This window comes from Rhodococcus sp. NPDC059969 (assembly GCF_042738325.1).
Lineage (GTDB): Bacteria > Actinomycetota > Actinomycetes > Mycobacteriales > Mycobacteriaceae > Rhodococcus_F.
Window position 1 is genome coordinate 23,276 of record NZ_JBHWUF010000005.1, and the last position, 21,188, is coordinate 44,463.

General features: G+C 63.5%; 18 protein-coding genes. 10 read left to right on the plus strand and 8 right to left on the minus strand.

Annotated features, from left to right (window positions below):
• Positions 1 to 4: 4 nt before the first annotated feature.
• Both ACFWAD_RS15900 and ACFWAD_RS15905 read right to left on the minus strand, forming a co-directional pair.
• A complete protein-coding gene (locus tag ACFWAD_RS15900) occupies positions 5 to 487 on the minus strand; it encodes a cation:proton antiporter regulatory subunit (RefSeq protein ID WP_021344116.1) in 483 nt (160 codons plus the stop codon).
• A gap of 86 nt (positions 488 to 573) precedes the next feature.
• Positions 574 to 951 (minus strand): DUF952 domain-containing protein, encoded by a 378-nt coding sequence (locus ACFWAD_RS15905; RefSeq protein WP_378545405.1) that lies wholly within the window; start codon positions 949 to 951, stop codon positions 574 to 576.
• 234 nt (positions 952 to 1,185) lie between these two features.
• Here ACFWAD_RS15905 and ACFWAD_RS15910 point away from each other — a divergent pair, with 234 nt between their 5' ends.
• Entirely contained in the window at positions 1,186 to 1,377 is a 192-nt protein-coding gene (locus tag ACFWAD_RS15910) for a hypothetical protein (RefSeq protein ID WP_378533373.1), read from the plus strand.
• A 108-nt stretch (positions 1,378 to 1,485) separates the two neighbouring features.
• Here ACFWAD_RS15910 and ACFWAD_RS15915 read toward each other — a convergent pair whose 3' ends face one another.
• Positions 1,486 to 3,264, minus strand: a complete 1,779-nt coding sequence (locus ACFWAD_RS15915; RefSeq protein WP_378545409.1) for a DEAD/DEAH box helicase — start codon at positions 3,262 to 3,264, stop codon at positions 1,486 to 1,488.
• 256 nt (positions 3,265 to 3,520) lie between these two features.
• Here ACFWAD_RS15915 and ACFWAD_RS15920 point away from each other — a divergent pair, with 256 nt between their 5' ends.
• Positions 3,521 to 4,783 carry a YihY/virulence factor BrkB family protein gene (locus ACFWAD_RS15920; RefSeq protein ID WP_378545412.1) on the plus strand — a complete coding sequence of 421 codons (1,263 nt, stop codon included), beginning with the start codon at positions 3,521 to 3,523 and terminating at the stop codon, positions 4,781 to 4,783.
• Here the strand turns inward: ACFWAD_RS15920 and ACFWAD_RS15925 are convergent.
• Positions 4,756 to 4,992: a DUF3039 domain-containing protein gene (locus ACFWAD_RS15925; protein ID WP_003942602.1), complete on the minus strand. Its 237-nt coding sequence runs from the start codon at positions 4,990 to 4,992 to the stop codon at positions 4,756 to 4,758. The two genes, ACFWAD_RS15920 and ACFWAD_RS15925, sit on opposite strands and share 28 nt — an antisense overlap.
• 83 nt (positions 4,993 to 5,075) lie before the next feature.
• On the opposite strand from ACFWAD_RS15925, the gene ACFWAD_RS15930 reads away from it, so the two are divergent.
• From ACFWAD_RS15930 to ACFWAD_RS15940, 3 genes are all read left to right on the plus strand, one after another.
• Complete coding sequence (locus ACFWAD_RS15930; protein ID WP_019748237.1) at positions 5,076 to 5,435, plus strand: DUF3099 domain-containing protein; 360 nt, start codon at positions 5,076 to 5,078, stop codon at positions 5,433 to 5,435.
• A gap of 26 nt (positions 5,436 to 5,461) precedes the next feature.
• Complete coding sequence (locus ACFWAD_RS15935; RefSeq protein WP_378545419.1) at positions 5,462 to 6,961, plus strand: methyltransferase; 1,500 nt, start codon at positions 5,462 to 5,464, stop codon at positions 6,959 to 6,961.
• 159 nt (positions 6,962 to 7,120) lie between these two features.
• Positions 7,121 to 8,092, plus strand: a complete 972-nt coding sequence (locus ACFWAD_RS15940; RefSeq protein ID WP_003942639.1) for a sigma-70 family RNA polymerase sigma factor — start codon at positions 7,121 to 7,123, stop codon at positions 8,090 to 8,092.
• Between the two features lie 140 nt (positions 8,093 to 8,232).
• Here the strand turns inward: ACFWAD_RS15940 and ACFWAD_RS15945 are convergent, their stop codons facing one another.
• Together ACFWAD_RS15945 and ACFWAD_RS15950 are read right to left on the minus strand one after the other, a co-directional pair.
• Positions 8,233 to 10,944, minus strand: coding sequence for a GNAT family N-acetyltransferase (locus tag ACFWAD_RS15945; RefSeq protein WP_378545422.1), 2,712 nt, complete (start codon positions 10,942 to 10,944; stop codon positions 8,233 to 8,235).
• On the minus strand, positions 10,937 to 12,208 hold the full coding sequence (locus tag ACFWAD_RS15950) for an acetoin utilization protein AcuC (RefSeq protein ID WP_230817180.1): 1,272 nt from the start codon (positions 12,206 to 12,208) through the stop codon (positions 10,937 to 10,939). The genes ACFWAD_RS15945 and ACFWAD_RS15950 overlap by 8 nt, the downstream gene beginning before the upstream one ends.
• Before the next feature lie 176 nt (positions 12,209 to 12,384).
• On the opposite strand from ACFWAD_RS15950, the gene ACFWAD_RS15955 reads away from it, so the two are divergent.
• Both ACFWAD_RS15955 and galE read left to right on the plus strand, forming a co-directional pair.
• On the plus strand, positions 12,385 to 13,071 hold the full coding sequence (locus tag ACFWAD_RS15955; RefSeq protein WP_003942150.1) for a metal-dependent transcriptional regulator: 687 nt from the start codon (positions 12,385 to 12,387) through the stop codon (positions 13,069 to 13,071).
• A 12-nt stretch (positions 13,072 to 13,083) separates the two neighbouring features.
• Positions 13,084 to 14,073, plus strand: coding sequence for a UDP-glucose 4-epimerase GalE (gene galE, locus ACFWAD_RS15960; protein ID WP_378533385.1), 990 nt, complete (start codon positions 13,084 to 13,086; stop codon positions 14,071 to 14,073).
• On the opposite strand, the gene ACFWAD_RS15965 is transcribed toward galE, so the two are convergent.
• Complete coding sequence (locus ACFWAD_RS15965; protein ID WP_378545425.1) at positions 14,070 to 15,200, minus strand: DUF4192 domain-containing protein; 1,131 nt, start codon at positions 15,198 to 15,200, stop codon at positions 14,070 to 14,072. The genes galE and ACFWAD_RS15965 overlap by 4 nt on opposite strands.
• 155 nt (positions 15,201 to 15,355) lie before the next feature.
• Positions 15,356 to 16,111 (minus strand): sensor domain-containing protein, encoded by a 756-nt coding sequence (locus ACFWAD_RS15970; protein WP_378533389.1) that lies wholly within the window; start codon positions 16,109 to 16,111, stop codon positions 15,356 to 15,358.
• Positions 16,112 to 16,472: 361 nt separating this feature from the next.
• On the opposite strand from ACFWAD_RS15970, the gene ACFWAD_RS15975 reads away from it, so the two are divergent.
• The 3 genes from ACFWAD_RS15975 (at position 16,473) to ACFWAD_RS15985 (ending at position 21,182) form a co-directional block, all read left to right on the plus strand.
• The gene (locus ACFWAD_RS15975; protein WP_378445810.1) at positions 16,473 to 17,432 is read left to right on the plus strand and encodes a proteasome assembly chaperone family protein; all 960 of its coding nucleotides are present in this window, start codon (positions 16,473 to 16,475) and stop codon (positions 17,430 to 17,432) included.
• A 181-nt stretch (positions 17,433 to 17,613) separates the two neighbouring features.
• Positions 17,614 to 18,651: an alpha/beta fold hydrolase gene (locus ACFWAD_RS15980; protein ID WP_019748230.1), complete on the plus strand. Its 1,038-nt coding sequence runs from the start codon at positions 17,614 to 17,616 to the stop codon at positions 18,649 to 18,651.
• Between the two features lie 26 nt (positions 18,652 to 18,677).
• A complete protein-coding gene (locus ACFWAD_RS15985; RefSeq protein WP_378545428.1) occupies positions 18,678 to 21,182 on the plus strand; it encodes a DEAD/DEAH box helicase in 2,505 nt (834 codons plus the stop codon).
• Positions 21,183 to 21,188 lie beyond the last annotated feature (6 nt).

Below are 21,188 nucleotides of genomic sequence, written 5' to 3' on the forward strand. Positions count from 1 at the left end.
CCAGTCAGCCGTTGGCCAAGATTTTTGCCGCTGCAGCCAAACCGTCCGGCGTTCCGACGGCGACGAGAAGATCTCCCCCGGTGAAGGTGAAGTCGGGGTTCGGGGACGGGCTCACCTGTCCTGCACGCATGACGGCGACGATGGAGACTCCGGTTCGCGTGCGCATGCCGGTGTCCCCGAGGGTCTGCCCGTCGTAGCGCGAGCCGTCCTTGATGTAGAGCTGTTTGGTTCGTATTCCCGGAAGGTCGCGGTGCTCTTCTTCGAGCTGGGCAACGAGCTGTGGGGCACCCAGGAGATTGCTGAGCGCTGCCGCTTCCTCGGTGGTCAGAGGCAACGAGGCAGCACACGCGTCAGGGTCGTCTGCCTTGGACACGATGAGATCGGTATGACCGTCCCGATGGGTGACGACACCCACGCGACGACCGGAAGACAGAACAAAATCCTTGCGCGTCCCGATCCCCGGTAGTGGGGTGACTTCTACGTTCATATACCAACGGTAGCGCCGATCGGCGACCTGCATCGCGTGAGGGCCGTAATCCGCTTGGCGCCGTTCGCGGTGGGCGTACCGGCGACCTACCGAACCGGCGGAAATACGCCGTTCTCGTCCGGAAAATACTCGACGACAGCGGTGACGGCAGCGACCGGAATCGGGGCGTACAGATGCGGGAATCGCATCGATTCCGGGTCCGAGGGAACACCGGGTTCGTACTTCACCTGACCATTGAGCAAGGCCGGATCGATCGCGAGAAGAACAATGTCGTCGCGGCCGGCGAAGATCCGATTCGCCGGGAGATGAACCTGCGCCGGAGTCGACATGTGAACAAATCCCTCGGCCTCGAATCCGTCGGGGATGCGTTCACCGAACTGTTGTGCCCGCGCCCATTCCTCGCGCGTGCACATGTGGAGCAACTCGACGCTCTCGTCGATACGTGGTTCGCGTCCCGGGTTCATCAGCCCAGAATATCGGGCTGACGTCGACGATTCGAATCAGCTGTCAGCGAACAATCTTCACCGAAGAATGCCTGCCCAGCGCATTTCCAGTGAGACACAACACTAAGAAACGGGTTCGGGAACAACCCGTAAACCCCAAACGTCTGTAAGAGTGGATCTACCGCGCCATTCCGACGCGGCGGACCAGGCCCCAGGCACGCGGCCCGAATGCCGCAAAGCCAGTACGGAGGAGTCATGCCCGGAACACTGACCAGCCCACAGTTGACCGCTGCCGACCGGTGCGACCGGTGCGGTGCCGGAGCACGCGTACGCGCCGTGCTTCCCACCGGCGGCGAGCTTCTCTTCTGCGGACACCACGCAACCGAACACGCGGATCGACTTCGCGAGATGAATGCCGTCGTCTCCGAAAGCGAACCCGCACTCTGACCTGTCAGCCGGGGGTGGCCTCTTCACGAGGCGCGCCATGAACGCCAGAACGGGCGATCACAATCACTGTGATCGCCCGTTCTGCCGTTCCGGAGCCGGTATCAGCTGCTACCAGCTGCGTAGGATCGCGATGCGCTCGGTCAATTGATCGACGGTCGCGATGGCCGTCGGCGGGCCGCCGCACACCCGGCGCAGTTCCGCGTGAATGATGCCGTGGGGCTTACCGGTGCGGTGAACGTTCATCGCCACCAACCCGTTGAGCTCCTTGCGGAGCGCACCGAGTTGATCTGCCGTCGCCGCTCGATCGGATACCACTGCCGCAGTGGGTTGCGGGGCGGCGGCCTTGGCCGAGTTGGCCTCGACCTGCGTTTGCTGACGTTGACGCAGCAGCGCCCGCATCTGATCGGCGTCGAGTAGGCCGGGGAGTCCGAGGTAGTCGGCTTCCTCGTCGCTTCCGGCGAACGTCGCGGTACCGAAGGATGATCCGTCGTAGATCACCTGGTCGAGCTCGGCGTCGGCGCCCAGGGACGTGAACGCCTTCTCCTCCTCGCCCAGTTCGTCCTTCTGCTTGTTCGCATCGGCGAGCAGGTCGTCTTCGAGGCCGTCCTTCTCACGATGCGGCTTCCCGAGGACGTGGTCACGCTGAGCCTCGAGCTGCGCGGCAAGGTCGAGGAGCACCGGTACCGAAGGCAGGAAGACGCTGGCAGTCTCGCCCTTGCGACGCGAACGCACGAAGCGCCCGATCGCCTGAGCGAAGTACAGCGGGGTCGACGCGCTGGTCGCGTACACACCGACAGCCAGACGGGGAACGTCGACGCCCTCGGACACCATCCGGACCGCGACCATCCATTTCTGGTCGCTTGCACCGAATTCGGCGATTCGCTTGGAAGCGGTGGGGTCGTCGGACAGCACGACGGCCGGCTGTTCGCCGGTGATCGCGGCGAGCGCCTTCGCATACTCGCGGGCCACTGTCTGGTCGGTCGCGATGACAAGTCCACCCGCATCGGGCATACCGGTACTGCGCAGCTGCGCCAAACGGGTGTCTGCTGCGTGCAGCACGGCAGGAATCCAGTCCCCGGCAGGGTCCAAGGCCGTCCGCCAGGCCCGAGTCGTCTGCTCGGCGCTCAGCGGCTCGCCGAGCCTGGCGGTGAATTCCTCACCCGCGTTGTTGCGCCACCGCGCTTCGCCCGAGTAGGCGAGAAACACGACGGGTCGCACCACGCCGTCCTTGAGCGCATCCGAATATCCGTAGGAGTGATCGGCTTTCGAGCGGAGCAGACCTTCCTTGTCCGGCTCGTACTCGACAAAAGGAATGGCGCTGTCGTCACTGCGGAACGGAGTTCCGGTCAGCGCGAGCCGCCTGGTCGCGTCGCCGAAAGCCTCACGAATGGCGTCGCCCCAGCTTTTCGCGTCGCCGCCGTGGTGGATCTCGTCGAGGATGACCAGCGTCTTGCGGCCTTCGGTGCGCACACGGTGCTTCGACGGGTGCGAAGCAACCTGGGCGTAGGTCAGCACGACTCCGTGATAGTCACTCGAGGTCTGGCCGGTCGAGTTGGAGAACCGCGAGTCCAATGCCAGGCCGGAGCGCTGAGCGGACTCGGCCCACTGGTGCTTGAGGTGCTCGGTCGGAGCGACGACGGTGACCTGGTCGACCGTCCGGTCGCGGAGCAATTCCGAAGCTACTCGCAGAGCGAAGGTGGTCTTACCTGCTCCTGGCGTTGCGACCGCCAGGAAGTCACGGGGGCTGCTGGAAAGGTATTTGGTCAGTGCACGGCGCTGCCATGCACGAAGGGAACCGGTAGGGGCGCCAGGCTGGGTTCCCGCGGATTGGGCTCCGGCGGGTTCGGTCGAATTGCCGAGTTCGGCTGCCACGGTCTCAGACGTCATAGGCCGCGCCTCCACTGGAATCGCACTGTTGTCTCGCGCTCCTCGAATTTTCATCAATGTCCGGCGACGAGCCTAGACGCCGCCACCGACGAAAGCCGCACTCGAAGCGCGTACTCATGGCCGTTCTCACTCCGGCCGGCGAGCTTTCGCTGCCCTCGCATCCTGCCGACCTGCACGCGAATTGTCTCAGAAATGTGCGACACGTCGGCGCCATGGTTGGGCAACCGGGTGTGTCGTCAGGGATGCTGGAGACATCATGAGTGAAGCGCGAGGCGAGAAGTCGAGCGGAAGTGATCTGCACCACCGCAGATGGCATCCGCTACGCCGCACCGGGCAGTTGATCGGTCGAACGCTGAGCAAGGCCTGGGACGATTCCATCTTCGGAAAGGCGGCTACGGCCGCGTTCTGGCAAACGCTGTCACTCGCTCCCCTGCTGCTCGGCCTTCTCGGGATGATCGGCTACATCGGTGGATGGTTCGGACCCAACACCGTCGAGATCATCGAATCCAAGATCGTCACGTTCAGCGGAACGATCTTCAGCGAAAGCGTCGTCGACCAGATCATCCGTCCGACCGTCACGGACGTTTTGCAGCGCGGACGGCCGGAAATCATCTCGGTCGGCTTCCTGCTCTCCCTGTGGGCGGGATCGTCGGCGATCAGTACGTTCGTCGACTCGATCGTGGAAGCACACGGTCAGCAAGACGCACGCAATCCCATCTGGCAGCGCATCTTCGCCCTGCTGCTCTACGTGATGTTCCTGGTGATGGCGGTGTTCATCCTGCCGTTGGTGGCTCTCGGACCGACGCTCGTCGGGCGAGCACTGCCCGCCTCCTGGTACGAAGTCGGATCGAATCTGGTCGACACCTTCTACTACCCCGCGGTCGGCCTACTGGTGATCATCGGCCTCACGACGCTCTACAAGGTCGCTCTGCCGAAGTCGCTGCCGTGGCATCGACTCCTCGCCGGCGCTCTGGTCGCCGGTGTGTTCTTCATGGCCGCCAGCACCGGATTACGCTGGTACCTGGGATTTGTCACCAGCACCGGCTACACGTACGGCGCGCTGGCAACGCCGATCGCATTTCTGCTCTTCACCTTCTTCCTCGGTTTTGCCGTCGTGCTCGGCGCCGAGTTCAACGCGACGGTGCAGGAATTCTGGCCGGCTCGTGCCACCCGGATGGAGCAGATGCGAGAGTGGCTCGCTTCTCAGAACACCGACGACGCCACGGGCCCGGTCACCAACCTGACCTGGCACCTGGCCACCAGCCCGATCCGCATCTCGGGCGACAAAGCGGATCCAGCCGCGGTTCCCTCGTACGGACGGCCGCGCAGCAGACAAACGGCGAGCAACCAAACGGAGTCGCGCCGGAACTCCTGCAACGACCAAGATCCTGTCGGCAAGCCGGACACAGACGCGAAGAGCCCGGCGTCCGACTGCGTCGAGGCTGTCGATCCACCGAGCTCTGGAAGTACCGCCGCTCGCGTGACCCGAGGTCAGTCGCCCTTACGGAGTCCTTCGTAAATCTTCTTGCAGTCCGGGCACACCGGTGATCCGGGCTTGGCGGACTTCGTCACGGGAAACACCTCGCCGCACAGTGCGACGACATGGGTGCCCATGACGGCGCTCTCGGCGATCTTGTTCTTCTTCACGTAGTGGAAGAACTTCGGGGTGTCGTCGTCGGTCGTTTCGTCGGTGGAGACGTCGGGACGTTCCTTGGTTTGAGTGCTCACCCCTCCAATAATGCCGTCTCCGTCACAGCGGTGCGACCTACGGGTCGTGTGCAATTGTCTGCCGAGAGTGGAACAGTGGAGTCATGGCACGAAATGGCGCGTTCGGCAGGTCCGACGAGGCCGGGACTCCCGACAATCCCGTACTGATCACCGAAGCGCAGAAGTCCGTCGAAGAACAGCACAAAGCCCGAGTGCGCAAGTACATGATCATCATGTCCTTCCGGTTCCCGGCGTTGATCCTCGCGGCGATCGCGTACGGCATCTGGGCCAACGCCTGGATCTCGATGCTCATCATCGGTGCATCCATTCCGCTTCCCTGGATCGCCGTCCTGATCGCCAACGACCGACCACCGCGCACCAAGGACGAGCCGAGTCGATACGACGGGCGAAAGAAGACCGCAGGCGAGATCGAATCCGCGACGCACCACACCATCGAAGGCTGACAAGTTCCGCCTGCGAGAATGACCGGGTGAGAAGCGAAACGCTCCTGTCCATCACCCCTGCGCTGCGTGAGGCTCTGCTTCGCAATCGATTCGACACCGGAACCATGCTCGACGCACTGGGGCCCGAAGTTCACGCCGCTCTCGGCCGTAGTGAGCCGGTCCCTGTCCGCCGCGCCAGCCTCGAACACGGGGATCTGGGCGTTCTCATCAGACTGTTCCTTCTCGCCGATGACTGCCCGGCCGCCGATGTCGCTGCAGCGCTGGCTCCGTTGACAATGGCGCAGTGCGTCGACGCCGGTCTTCTCGAAGGTGAGAACTTCGACAGTGAGAACCCACTGGTGCGGGCCGCGGTCGATCTTCGCCCCATCGACGTCGGCGACGGTGATCGTTGGGTGATCTCGGATCTCGACGGCGGAATCCGCCCGAAGAAGGCCACAGCCGATCACGTGCTCGGTGTCGGCCATGCATCGCTGTCCTTGTTGCAGGCCACGCCCACCGCGAGGGTCGGCAGCGTGCTCGACCTCGGCACGGGATGCGGCATCCAAGCCCTGCACGCGAACACGTATGCCGATTCGGTCACCGCAACCGACATCAATCAACGCGCGGTCGATCTGACGGCCGCGACCATGGCGCTCAACGGACTCGACGTCGAACTGCTTCAAGGGTCCTGGTTCGAACCTGTCGAGGGTCGAACCTTCGACCAGGTGGTCGCCAATCCCCCGTTTGTCGTCGGCGAGGCACGCGTGCATCACACGTACCGCGATTCCGGCCTCGATCTCGACGGTGCGAGCGAATTGATGATCTCCCGCTCGATCGACTACCTGAACCCCGGCGGCACGGCAGCACTGTTGGCGTCGTGGGTGCACATCGAAGGGCAGGACTGGCGTTCGCGGATCGCGTCGTGGCTGCCGGCGCACGGCGTCGATGCCTGGGTGGTCCAGCGCGACGTGGCGGACCCAGCTCTGTACGTCGGCACGTGGCTCAAGGACGGCGGGCAGGATCCACGGGACCCGGAAACGGCGTCCAGGGCGAACGCCTGGCTTGACCACCTCGAAGAAGCGGACGTCGAAGGCGTCGGATTCGGGTTCGTCTTCCTCCGCCGCACCGACTTCCCCACCGATCTGATGGCCGAGGACCTCATGCACGGATTCTCGGACCCACTCGGGGCCGAGTCGTCGGCGTACTTCGATCGTCTTGCCTGGTTGCGTGAACACGACGTCCTCGAGGAACGCTTCGTCCTCGATCCGGACACGGCTCTCGAACGCGTCTACCTCCCCGGTGACGAGGGATGGCAGCAAGTGGTCACGCGTGTGCACCGTGGCAACGGACCGCACTGGCAGCACGAGATCGACGAGCTCGGTGCTGCGCTGCTCGCCGGGCTCAGAGCGGACGGATTGGTGGTCGACGAACTGGTGGAACTTCTCGCCGCTGCGAACGGCGAAGACCCTGACCAACTACGTGAGGCCGTCGTCACACTGCTGGTCTCGCTGGTCCGTCACGGGTTGGTGCTTCCCGTCACGAATTGAGTTCCCGGCGAGTTGCAGATTTTTGTGTTCTCAGCAACTTCTCAGGACGACTGGGAAATAACTGCAGGTCACGGCGATTTAGCGGAAATCGGCGCGGGAACTTTCCCGGAACTCTCACACGTTGAACTGTGTGAGAGACCGCCGATAGGGAGGCAAGTCATGACAAGCCCCAGCACCACTACTCGCATTCGTCCGAGCGCCGCAGATCTGGACGCCCAGAGCCCGGCCGCAGATCTGGTCCGCGTCTACCTGAACGGGATCGGTCGTACCGCACTGCTGACAGCAGCAGACGAGGTCGAACTGGCGAAGCGAATCGAAGCGGGGCTGTACGCCAGCCACGTTCTTGCCACGGGAAAGCGCCTGACAGTCGCCAAGAAGAGGGATCTCGCAACGATCGTTCGCGAGGGACAGTCGGCGCGCAGCCACCTCCTGGAAGCGAACCTGCGACTCGTCGTCTCGCTGGCCAAGCGCTATACCGGCCGCGGCATGCCGCTCCTCGATCTCATTCAAGAAGGCAACCTCGGACTCATCCGTGCCATGGAGAAGTTCGACTACGCCAAGGGCTTCAAGTTCTCGACGTACGCCACCTGGTGGATCCGTCAGGCGATCACCCGTGGAATGGCTGATCAGAGCCGCACCATCCGGCTCCCAGTCCACCTCGTGGAGCAGGTCAACAAGCTCGCCCGCATCAAGCGCGAACTGCACCAGCAGCTCGGGCGCGAAGCGACGGACGACGAGTTGGCCGAAGAGTCGGGTATCCCGGCGCACAAGATCGCCGATCTGCTCGACCACAGCCGCGACCCGGTAAGCCTGGACATGCCGGTCGGCAACGACGAAGAAGCGCCCTTGGGCGATTTCATCGAAGATTCCGAGGCGACCTCGGCTGAGAACGCCGTCATCGCCGGTCTGCTTCACAGCGATGTGCGCAGCGTGCTCGGGACTCTCGACGAGCGTGAACAGCAGGTCATCCGACTTCGCTACGGTCTCGACGACGGCCAGCCCCGCACCCTCGATCAGATCGGCAAGCTCTTCGGTCTCTCGCGCGAGCGGGTTCGTCAGATCGAGCGTGAGGTCATGGGCAAGCTCCGTGTCGGTGATCGCGCCGAGAAACTGCGGTCATACGCCAGCTGATCGAACACAGCACGTGCGTCGGCGCGCCACACCACTCGCGCTGACGCACCGCACAGAGCACCGGCCACCGCTATTTCCCTCCCCCTCGGGAAATGTGCGGTGGCCGGTGTTGTTCGCTGTATCCACCCCAACCGCTGTATCTACCGCAACCGCCTGGGCCCAAGGTCGATTGCGCTCGGTTCAGGTCCGATTCGGACGCGTGAATCGGTGATCTCTGCTCCCGTGGCCGAAGCGAGTACCGGCTCGCAGGCCAGTTCGCGGACTTCGGGAAGGTCGTCGGCCAGCGCCGAGATGCGCTGAACCAGATCCACCAACGCACCCTTGTTGACCGGAACGGCGTTGCGATATCCGGACAGAAGCGGTGCTGCCTTGGGTGCGTCGATCAATTCGGTTGCCGCGTCCTCGGTGAGTGGCAGCACGCGATAGGCACGGTCGCCGAGGAGGTCCGAGATCACACCGGCGAGCCCGAACGAGATCAGCGAGCCGAAGGACGGGTCGTCCTGGACACCGACCACACATCCGATGCCCTTGGTCGCCATTTTCTGCACGTGCAGCAGCGGTTCACCGGACGCGGCCGCAAGGTCGCGGTATGCGAGGCGCACCGATTCCGGTCCACTCAGATCCAGCCTGACGCCGCCCAGATCCGGTCGGTGACGCCACATTTCGCCGGTTGCCTTGACCGCGACCGGATAGCCGACCGCATCCGCTGCCTCTACAGCTTCGTCTTCGCTCAGGACCGAACGGAATTCGACGACGGCGACGCCGTAGCACTCGAGGAGAGCCGCCGCTTCCACGTCCGAAAGCCAACGCCCAGGCGAGTTTTCGAGCCAATCGGCCACCATCTTCTGGGCTCGTTCGGAGTCGATTCCCACGGGGCGGACGACCTTCGACGCAGGCTTGCTGCGCCACTCCGCGTAACGCCAAGCCCTCGCCAACGCCAGTGCGGCACGCTCCGGCCCCGGGTAGGACGGCACCGAACCGCGGGTCGGGTTACCGACTTCGTCACGGACCGCCAGGACGTCCGGCACACCCTCCGCTGCAAGAAACGTCGTGAGAATCGGCTTGTCCGAGCCGGCCACCGCGTCTTTGAGTGCTTTCGCGAACGGCTCGACCGGTATGGCAACGGGGGGAACGAAGACGGCGATGACGGCATCGACGTCGAACGACGCCAACGCGTCGCGCACGGCCGTGGCGAACAGTTCCGGGCTCGCCTGTGCGCCGAGGTCGACGGGGTCGCTGACTTGCAAACCTTCACTGCGGGCGGCGTCCGCAGCAAGGACACCGAGCGCGGTCGAGTTGCCGATGACGGCAAGCCGTGGACCGGCCGGCAACGGCTGATATCCGAAGAGCAGCGCACAGTCGAACAACTGTGAGATGGAGCCGACCTGGATGACGCCGGCCTGTTCGAAGAGGGCGCGGACGATCGAATCGTCGATCTCGACTCCGGTGGCCGCAAGCACTGGCGGAACCGCGTGCCGACCACTCTTGACCGCGACGATCGGCTTCTTCCGCGCAACTCGACGGGCGATGCGGGAGAACTTTCGGGGGTTGCCGAAGCTCTCCAGGTAGAGAAGTACCACTTCGGTGGACTGGTCGGAATCCCAGTACTGCAGAAGGTCGTTGCCCGAGACATCCGCACGGTTACCGGCGGAAACGAAGGCGGACAATCCGATTCGGCTGCGCGCGGCTTCGTCGAGAATGGCGATGCCGAGCGCGCCGGACTGACAGAAGAAGCCTACGTTGCCTGCCACCGGCAAAACCGGCGCGAGCGTCGCATTCAACGAAATCGCCGGGTCGTTGTTCGCGACGCCCAGCGCATTCGGGCCGATGAGCCGCATTCCGTGGGCGCGGGCCGCGTGGACCAGTTTGCGTTCGGACGAGCGCCCGTCCGGACCACTCTCACTGAAGCCGGACGAGACGACCACCAGCGCTTTGACGCCCTTGTCGAGGCAGTCGTCGAGTACCGAATTGATCGATTCCGCAGGAACCGCCACGACAGCCAGGTCGACGTCGTCGGGGATGTCACGAACCGTCGGGTACGCCCGCACCCCGTGCACCGACCGATGCTCGGCATTGACGGGGTAAACAGGTCCGGTGAATCCGCCGCGCAGCAGGTTGGTCAACACCGCGTTGCCCACCTTGGCAGGGTCCGCCGATGCGCCGATCACGGCCACCGATCGTGGGCTGAGTACGTTACCCATGCTGCGTGCTTCGGCTGCCCGCTCCCGCGAATTACGTACCGAAACAAGCGCTTCCGTCGGGTCGATCGCAAATTCGAGTCGCAGCACACCGCCGTCGAACGAGCGACTCACCTGGTACCCGGCCTCACGGAAGACCGTCACCATGTTGCGGTTCTCGGAGAGGACTTCGGCGACGAACATCGTCAGGCCGTTCTCGGCCGCTGCTGCTGCCAGGTATTCGAGCAGGATCGGTCCGAGGCCGCGCCCCTGGTGTGCGTCGGCGACGACAAAGGCGACCTCGGCAGACTTGCCGTCCCCAACATCGAGGAGTCGCTCGTATCGTCCCACCGCAATGATCTCGTCGCCGAGCATCATCACGAACGCGACGCGATTGTGGTGGTCGACGGTCGTGAAATTCTTGACGTCGCGCGCCGACATCGTGGGGTACGGGCCGAAGTACCGCAGGTATCGCGTGCGCTCGGAGAGTTTGGCGTGGAATTCGACGAGCTTGTCCGCGTCCTCGGGAACGATGGGTCGCAGCGCCACAGCACCTCCGTCGGAGGCGAGGACGTCGACTACCCACGAATGCGGATAGGTGTGGGCGGGATCGGTCGCGGGAACCTCACCGCTCGTTCCGGCTCCTGCTGCTTCGGTATCGGACTGTTCAGTCACGGGGATCCTCCGGGTCGAGTCCGAGTAGCGGGAACGAAGCGCGGCGCGTCGCGATGATCGCCGAGTCGATGCGGGTGAGCGCACGGTCCACCGAGGCGACACCTGTCTCCGGTGTACCACCCGGGCCGTCCCACGGCGTGTAAGCGACATCGCCGCCGTCACCCATGGTCGGCGGGAGGTCGACGCTCGGCGCACGAAGTTTCGTCGAGTCCTTCCAGTCCTCGGGGACAGCTGTGTCGACGTCGATCTCGCGATCGAGCGCGGCCGCGATCAGGTGGGTCCAGGCTCTCGGCACGACGCGAACCAGTCCGTATCCCCCGCCGCCGACCGCCAGCCACCGTCCCTCGGAGTAGCGGTCGGCGAGGTCGCGCATCGCCAGGAACGCGGCACGCTGACCGTCGACGGTGAGGGCGAGGTCCGCGAGCGGGTCCTCGCGATGCGAATCCACCCCGCACTGGCTGATGATGATCTGCGGGCGGAAGGCTGCAATGGCACCCGGGACGACGGCGTGAAAAGCGCGCAGCCACAACGCGTCGACGGTCCCGGGCAGCACCGGGATGTTCACCGCTGTACCTTCGGCCGCGCCGTCGCCGACTTCGCTCGACCACCCGGTGTTGGGCCACAACGTTGCCGGATGCTGGTGCAGCGAGACCGTGAGTACTCGGGGGTCCCCGAGGAACGCATGTTGCACACCGTCGCCGTGGTGAGCGTCGACGTCGATGTAGGCGATGCGGTCGTAACCGTTGTCGAGCAGCCACGAAATCGCCACAGCCGCATCGTTGTAGACGCAGAATCCCGAAGCCCAATCGGCCATCGCATGGTGCATGCCGCCGCCGATGCTGACCGCGCGGCGCGTACGTCCCGAAGCGATTTCCTGCGCTGCGGCCAACGATCCGCCGGCAAGGATCGCACTCGCTTCGTGCATGTGCGGGAACACGGGGTTGTCCTCGGTACCCAACCCGTGGGGAACATCCTGGCCGCTCACACCGTTGTTCGCAGAGTTACCCGCGTCTTTGACCGCTGCAAGATATGCCGGTGTGTGGATTCGGAGGAGGTCGGCATCGGACGCGGCGCTCGGTTCGAGAAACTCGATGCCCTCGAGAAGTCCGAGGCTTCGCGAGAGCGCCATCGTGAGATCCAGACGGGTGGGATTCATCGGGTGATCGGCGCTCCACCGATAGCTCAGGTACTCCGGACTCCACACCACGACTCGATTCGCTCGAGACGCCGCGGGGTCCCCGTCAGATCTGATCGACGCGGTCATGGGATCACGCTACTTCCTTCTCGTTTCGTGCCGCACACCACACTCGTGGCCCGCTATGGAGACCGAGATCGAGTGACACGAATCCATTTCGAGCATGCGCTGGACTCGCCGCAGTGGAGGCGGCACCGGAACCACGAACTGAACGGTAGAATGATCAACTGACGAAGGGGTTGAGTGTGAAGGATCTAGTCGACACCACGGAGATGTATCTCCGGACGATCTACGACTTGGAAGAAGAGGGCGTAGTCCCACTCCGGGCGCGGATCGCCGAACGGCTCGAACAGAGCGGACCCACCGTCAGCCAGACAGTTGCGCGTATGGAGCGCGACGGCTTGCTGATGGTCGCCGGCGATCGACATCTGGAACTCACCGACAAGGGTCGCGATCTCGCGATCTCTGTCATGCGTAAGCACCGGTTGGCAGAGCGCCTGCTGGTGGACGTCATCGGTCTCAAATGGGAAGACGTACATGCCGAGGCATGCCGTTGGGAGCACGTGATGAGCGAGGAGGTCGAGCGTCGGCTCGTCGTCGTTTTGAACAACCCCACGACGTCGCCCTACGGCAACCCGATTCCGGGGTTGGACCAGTTGGGACTCGACGGCCCGGTTGCCACCACCGAAACGTTGGTGCGCCTGACCGATATTCCGCACGGCGCACAGACAGCTGTGGTCGTTCGGCGACTCGCCGAGCACGTGCAGTCCGATCCCGAGGTGATCGCGCAGCTGCGTGACGCCGGCGTCGTTCCCGACGCCAGGGTGACGGTCGAAACCCGTCCGGGCTCGGTGACCATCATCGTGCCGGGTCACAGCGGATTCGACCTGTCCGAGGAAATGGCTCACGCCGTTCAGGTCAAGCAGGTCTGAGGAAAGTAGTAGATGAAACTCCTGGTCACCGGCGGCGCCGGTTACGTCGGCAGTGTGTGCAGCACTGTGTTGCTCGAGCGTGGACACGAGGTTGTCGTCATCGACGACCTCTCCACCGGAAATGCCGACGCGGTGCCTGCCGGTGCCGAGTTCATCGAAGGGGACGTGGGGGCACTTGCCACCGAGGTCCTCGGTAGTGCGGGTTCACCGGTTTTCGACGGCGTGCTTCACTTCGCGGCGCAGTCGCTGGTCGGCGAATCGGTGCTGCACCCCGAAAAGTACTGGCGCGGAAACGTCGTCACGACCATCGAGTTGCTCGAGGCGATCCGTATCTCCGGTACTCCCCGCCTCGTGTTCTCCTCCACCGCCGCAACGTACGGCGAACCGGAGCAGTCCCCGATCGTGGAGACCGCTCCGACCCGCCCTACCAATCCGTACGGCGCGACAAAGCTCGCGATCGATCATGCGATCACCTCGTACTCGATCGCTCACGGCCTCGGCGCGACCAGCTTGCGCTACTTCAACGTCGCGGGCGCATACAAGTCCGCCGGCGAGAACCGGGTGATCGAAACCCACCTGATTCCGCTCGTCCTGCAGGTCGCGCTCGAGCAGCGAGACAAGATCTCGGTCTTCGGAACCGACTGGCCCACGCCGGACGGAACCGCAGTACGCGACTACATCCACGTGCTGGACCTCGCCGAAGCGCATCTCCTGGCTCTCGAATCCTCGATTCCCGGCGAGCACCGCATCTACAACCTCGGAAGTGGTGCGGGCTTCAGCGTGCGCGAGGTGATCGCTGCCTGTGCGCGGGTCACCGGCCTGCCGATCAACGTCGAAGACGCGTCACGACGCCTGGGTGATCCGGCCGTACTGATCGCGTCGAGCGACAAGGCGATTGCCGAGTTGGGTTGGACGCCCACGCGTACCGATCTCGATGTCATCGTCGCCGATGCATGGCAGTTCCTCCAGGATCTGGGCGACCGCTCGCACGCAGCTCGCTAGCCTCCACTCGGCAGTGCCGGCGGTAAGTCGCCGATTCCGAGCGATTCCCCGATGGACAATCCGACGGCCGCGAGGTCTCGGATCCCGTCGGGGCGCACGCCGGATTGAAGGGATAAATCCAGCAATCCGGCCAAGGTGTGTTCCGAATCGGCCGAAAGTGCGGCCGACAGTGCAACACCTGCCAGTGGACCGTCTCCGCGCACGTATGCGAAGAATCCGAGAAGTGTTGCCGGCCAGGATCGTTCGGGAGAAGGTACTTCATGAGTGAGTACGAGCCACAATTGCTCGGCGGCTGCCGCAACTGACGTGATCGCCAGACCCAACACCACGTCACGCACGTGAACATCCGTCAAAGCCACCATCAGATCTGCGCATTCCTGCGGGTCCGGGTAAGAGCCTGCCTCCGCACGGCGGACATGTTCCAACACCAGGTCGACCCGGCGCTGGACTGCGGCATCACCGCCTGATCCCCCGCCATACGCACTCGATTCTCTTCCGCTCGTGATCAGTCGCGCAATCGTCTCGTGATTGCGGCCGGCACCGTGTACCCAGTGGACCAGTTCCTCACGCGAACTGCGAATGACCCTCCCTCCCAACACCTGTGCCGCCGCGACCGGCGAGGATGCCGGGTCAGGCACGGTGCCACGGTGAATCGAACGCATGACGCTCGCCCATGGTCGACCGGATTCTATTGCGGCCGTGCATAATACGTCGGCCAGCTCGACACAGGTTCCGGCGAGTATGTCTTCGAATACCTCGGCCAGCTCGATGGTTTCGTCGAGAAGAGTTTCACCGGTCGAACGATCGGTGATCACCACGAGGACGACTGCACGCGCACCCTCCCCGTCACACACGGCGGCGAACTGCCGCAGCGCCGCACTCATCTGCCGCGCAGGCTTCCCCCCGGCGCTGGGAAAGTAGTCGTGTCGCATCACCGGGCCGAGCGTCGACGCGGAGTTGCCCATCAGCGACAGCGCAACAACAGAGTTGGACGGATGAAATCCCAGGAGTGCGGGTATTGCCGCGATCAATTCCCCTGGATCGGAGACGCGTTCGACACATCCGAGAAGGGCGGCAAGATCGTTGTCGGAGAATTCGAATTCTCCCGGAAGAGGTGATGTTGTCATGCACAGACCGTCGCTGATCACCCCGACCCGGCGCTCTGCTCGACCAGGGAAAACAGCTGCCTCGAAGTTATCTGTGGATTACCGCTTTTGTTGGGGACCGAGTACCGCGCCGCACCGAACAGTTCCGCTCCTTGTCGGACCTGTGTGCTGCGAAATCACTTACCTGCTTTGACCTTCTGTACCGCTGCCGTGAACGCTTGATCCAACGGTGCCGTCGACGGTGTCGCAGAACCGAACGTCATCAGTGTTGTCGCCACCCGTACGTCGCCGACCTGCGCGATCAAGGTCAGCATCGTCTGATCGCCGGCTGCGGCCTTGGGGGAAACGACTGTGCGGCGAAGTGACATCGTCTTGTCGGCATCAATCGGCGAGGGCGGAAGAATTTCCGTAGTCACAGTTGTGGTGACACCGTTCGCTGTAACGGTCATGGACGGGCACTGCCGAGTTTGCGCTTCCAACTCGCCCAGTGGTGCGTCGACCTTCGTGAGTTCGACCGAAATGGTCGCCCTCGTCGCGTTGTCGGTCCCGACCGCCATCACGGTCCCGTTCGGGCCGTAGTCCTGTTCCGGTGGCTCACATTCGGATGGATCGACGGTGGCACCGCGCGGGACGCCGACAAGATCCGGCGCTGCCATCGGAACAGCCTGCGGCGGCAGCACGACGGCATCGAACGGTGTGGGAAATTCGGCCGGAGTGAGAAGCAATTCCGACAACGATGCCGCTGTTTTCGGAGTAGAAGATTTGGGGGCCGATGTCTTGGGCGCGGCCGTCGTACTCGGCCCCTCGGAGCCGCTGTCGGTCGCACCGACTGTTGCGGGCGCGGAGTCCGGGACGGGTGCGCCTTGAACCGATCCGGAGCAGCCCGCGAGCAGTGCGGCGGCGGCCACGGCTGCAAACGAACATGCTGCCACTCGCCTGGACGATCGTGGACACACTCGCATGTAAGCCTCCGCACTCGACCTCGACCGATCCGGACAATTGACCGGTCCATTTCGGACAAATCGGCCGCGCCGACCTTGTGTTCCACTCTGCCATGCCCGAAGCCGCGCGCCGGACATCTGCCGAAGGCCCAGGCCAAGTGTCGAAAGATACCGCTCAGCTTCGCTCTCGGCGAACGCCCGTCTCGCCCGATCGGGAATGATCGGTCACCGACTCGGTGTTCTTACCGATGAACGTCTGATCCAGTGCTGTCGGGCACCTGACTCCGATGCTGTCGAGCGTGCGCCGATAGTGGACACTTGAGATCAAGACCGAAGAGCGAAGGGGACTGCGATGGACGAACAGTCGAGGATGTACGAGCTGGAATTCCCGGCGCCCCAACTGGCGGCTGCCGACGGCCAGGGACCGATCCTGATTCACGGACTCGAGGGTTACTCCGACGCAGGCCATGCCGTGAAACTGGCAACAACTCATCTGCGGGAAAGCCTGGAAACCGAACTTGTCGCGTCGTTTGCTGTCGACGAGCTGATCGACTACCGCTCGCGTCGACCGACGATGACTTTCAAGGCCGATCATTTCTCCGACTACGACGCACCGGCCCTCAATCTGTACGCATTGCGCGATACGACCGGCACGCCGTTTCTGCTGCTCGCCGGCATGGAACCGGATCTCAAGTGGGAGCGCTTCACCACGGCCGTTCGCTTGCTGTCCGAACAGCTCGGCGTACGTCGAACCATCGGCCTCAATGCCATTCCGATGGCGATTCCCCACACCCGGCCGCTGGGCGTGACAGCACATTCGACCAACAAGGACCTCATCCAGGACCATCAGCGCTGGTCCGGTGAACTGCAGGTTCCCGGTAGTGCGTCGTCCCTGCTCGAGCTTCGCATGTCTCAGCACGGCCACGAGGCGATGGGCTTCTCGGTTCACGTGCCCCACTACCTCGCGCAGACCGACTACCCGGGCGCAGCAGAGACTTTGCTCGAAAACGTTTCCGAGGTTTCGGATCTGGAACTTCCCCTGGCGGCTTTGGGTGAGGCCGCAGCACGCGTTCGGGAACAGGTTAACGAGCACATAGCCGGGAACGAAGAAGTTCAGACTGTAGTCCACGCTTTGGAGCGGCAATACGACACTTTTGTCGCCGCTCAGGAACAACAGTCGTCACTTCTGGCCGGCGAAGCCGACCTGCCCAGCGGCGACGAGATCGGCGCAGAGTTCGAAAAGTTCCTGGCCGAACAGGCCGGAAACGACGATTTCGGCTCAGCTGGAGACGCCGATCGGGGCGACAACTGACCAAAACGTGACGGGTGGAGCGCATAATTCGACATTGTGCGCATTCCGCAACCCCTCCGTTACCTGGGCTGTTGTTCAGGACACATCCGTCGGATAGCCTCGAACTCTGTGAGATTTTCGTTGACGGCTCAACAACTGGAGCAGACAGTCAACGTGGTCTCACGCTGAGCCAGGAGGCGACATGAGCAGACCACGGAACCGTCAGCTCCGACCGGTCCCCGACGAGGAACCGCGGATGATGTTCCGGACCATTCACGGCTACCGACGCGCATTTCGGATAGCCGGAGAGGGCCCGGCAGTACTGCTCCTGCACGGAATCGGCGACAACTCGTCGACGTGGACCGAGATCATTCCCCACCTCGCCAAGAAGTACACCGTCATCGCGCCTGACCTGTTGGGTCACGGCCGCTCCGACAAGCCGCGCGCCGACTATTCGGTAGCCGCGTACGCCAACGGCATGCGTGATCTTCTGTCGACGCTCGGTATCGAGCACGTCACCGTCATCGGGCATTCGCTCGGTGGCGGCGTAGCGATGCAGTTCTCGTACCAGTTCCCGCACATGGTCGATCGCCTCGTGCTGGTCTCGGCCGGTGGTGTCACCAAGGATGTTCACCCGCTGCTGCGGCTCATGTCCGTTCCGGTGGTCAACGAGGTCGTCAAACTGCTTCGGATTCCCGGCGCGATGCCGCTCGTCCGGATGGCCGGAAACCTTGCCGGAGTCGTCCACGGTTCGAATCTGCGCCCCGGCACCATGCTGCACGACACGCCGGACCTGATTCGAGTGCTCGCTGATCTCCCCGACCCCACTGCCTACGAGGCCTATCTTCGTACTCTGCGGGCAGTCGTGGACTGGCGCGGCCAGGTCGTCACGATGCTCGACCGCTGTTACCTGACCGAGAATCTGCCGGTTCAACTGATCTGGGGCGACGACGACTCCGTCATTCCCGTCTCCCACGCTCACCTCGCGCACGCGGCGATGCCGAACTCACGTCTCGAAATCTTCCGCGGCTCGGGACACTTCCCGTTCCGCGACGATCCGATGCGTTTCCTGCAGATCGTCGAAGATTTCCTTTCCAGCACAGCGCCGCTCGTCTTCGACGAGGCGCGCTGGCGTCACATGCTGATCTCCGGCGTCGGCGAGAACACCATCACCGGAACGTCGTCCACCCGCATGGCAGTGCTCGACGCCATGGGCTCGGACGAGCGAAGCGCAACCTGATCCGCGGTTGCGGCTAGCCTGTACGAGTGCTGCTGACGGAACTTCTCCCCGACAACGCGGATCCTGATTCCGTTTTCGACGCTTTCTCCTCGTGGACCCTCGAACGAGGTTTGACGCTCTATCCTGCCCAGGAAGAGGCCGTCATGGAGTTGGTCTCGGGTGCAAACGTGATCCTCGCGACGCCGACCGGGTCCGGCAAGTCGATGGTGGCGATCGGCGCGCATTTCTACGCGATGTCGCTCGGCAAGCGTACGTATTACACGGCGCCGATCAAGGCGCTGGTGAGCGAGAAGTTCTTTGCGCTCTGTGAGGTCTTCGGTGCCGAGAACGTCGGCATGATGACCGGCGACGCCGCCGTGAACTCGTCGGCGCCGATCATTTGTGCGACGGCCGAGATCGTCGCGAATCTTGCTCTACGCGAGGGCCCGAACTCCGATATCGGCCAGGTCGTGATGGACGAGTTCCACTTTTACTCCGAACCCGATCGCGGTTGGGCGTGGCAGGTTCCGCTCATCGAGTTGCCGCATGCGCAGTTCCTGTTAATGTCGGCAACTCTCGGCGAGGTCGACTTCTTCTCCGAGGATCTGACGCGCCGTACCGGCAAGCCCACCACGGTCGTCTCCGGTACGGAACGCCCCGTGCCCCTGATGTTCTCGTACGCGACCACACCGGTCGGCGAAACCATCGAAGATCTGGTCACCACCAACCAGTCCCCCGTCTACATCGTGCATTTCACGCAGGCCGCCGCGCTCGAACGCGCCCAGGCACTGACGAGCGTCAACTTCTGTTCAAAGGAAGAGAAGGAAGCGATCGCCGAGGCGCTGGGCGGTTTCCGCTTCACCACCGGTTTCGGAAAGACACTCTCCCGCCTGGTCCGGCACGGCATCGGCGTTCACCATGCCGGCATGTTGCCCAAGTATCGACGGCTCATCGAAGTCCTCGCGCAGGACGGACTTCTCAAGGTCATCTGCGGTACCGACACCCTCGGCGTCGGCATCAACGTCCCGATCCGCACGGTCCTGCTCACCGGTCTGGCCAAATACGACGGCGTCCGCACCCGCCATCTGAAAGCCCGCGAATTCCATCAGATCGCCGGCCGTGCGGGTCGTGCGGGCTACGACACCATGGGCACCGTCGTCGTCCAGGCACCCGAACACGAGGTGGAGAATCTGCGAGCCGTCGCCAAAGCCGGCGACGATCCGAAGAAGATCAAGAAGATTCAACGCAAGAAGGCTCCCGAGGGGTTTGTGTCCTGGAGCGAGGCGACGTTCGACCGTTTGGTCGCTGCATCGCCCGAGCCGTTGGTGTCGCGATTCTCGGTCAGCAACTCGATGCTGCTCAATGTCATTGCCCGACCGGGCAACTGCTTCGACGCGATGCGACATCTGTTGGAGGACAACCACGAATCGCGTCCGGCGCAACGAAAGCACATCCTCAAAGCGATCTCGCTGTATCGCGGATTGCTCAGCGCCGGTATCGTGGAACGCCTCGACGAACCGGACCAGTACGGCCGGATGGCTCGGCTGACGATGGACTTGCAGCGCGACTTCGCGCTCAACCAGCCGCTCTCACCATTCGCATTGGCGGCATTCGAGCTTCTCGACGTCGAATCCGACAGTTACGCACTCGATGTCGTCTCGATCATCGAATCGACGCTCGACGATCCGCGTCAGGTTCTGATGGCGCAGCAGCATTTCGCCCGCGGTGAAGCGGTGGCACAGATGAAGGCCGACGGCATCGAGTACGAGGAGCGCATGGAACTCCTCGAAGAGGTGACCTGGCCGAAACCGTTGTCGGACTTGCTGTTCCCGGCTTTCGAGATGTACCGCGGTGGCCATCCGTGGATCACCGAGTTCGCCCTCTCGCCCAAGTCCGTGGTACGCGACATGATCGAACGCGCCATGACGTTTGCCGAGTTGATCAGCCATTACGGACTCACCCGGTCCGAGGGTCTCGTCCTGCGCTACCTCGCCGACGCTTACCGCGCGCTGCGACAGACCGTCCCGACGGAAGCGCGCACCGAGGAACTCGAAGACATCATCGAGTGGTTGGGCGAGCTGATCCGCCAGGTCGACTCGAGCCTGCTCGACGAATGGGAGTCACTCACCGACCCCGGAGCCGAGGCAGACACGGAAGAGGTTGCGTTCGGCGCCGACATTCCCCGTCCCATCTCGGCGAACCCACGCGCATTTCGCGTCATGGTGCGCAATGCGATGTTCCGACGCATCGACCTCGCGTCGCGTCGGCAGTGGAACGAGCTGGAAAACCTCGAAGACGGTATCGACGCCGCCGAGTGGGAAGAGCAACTACTTCCGTACTTCGAGGAGTACGCAACTATCGGAACCGGGCCGTCAGCGCGCGGGCCGGCGCTCTTCCAGGTCACTGAAGAAGGCGAGTTCTGGCGGGTGCGGCAGGTGCTCGAGGATCCGGAGGGTGATCACGGCTGGGCGCTGCTCGCCGTTGTCGACATCCCGGAATCGGATGCTGCGGGCGAAATTGTGTTCGACGAGCTCAGCGTCGTAGAAGGCTAGCGCCTG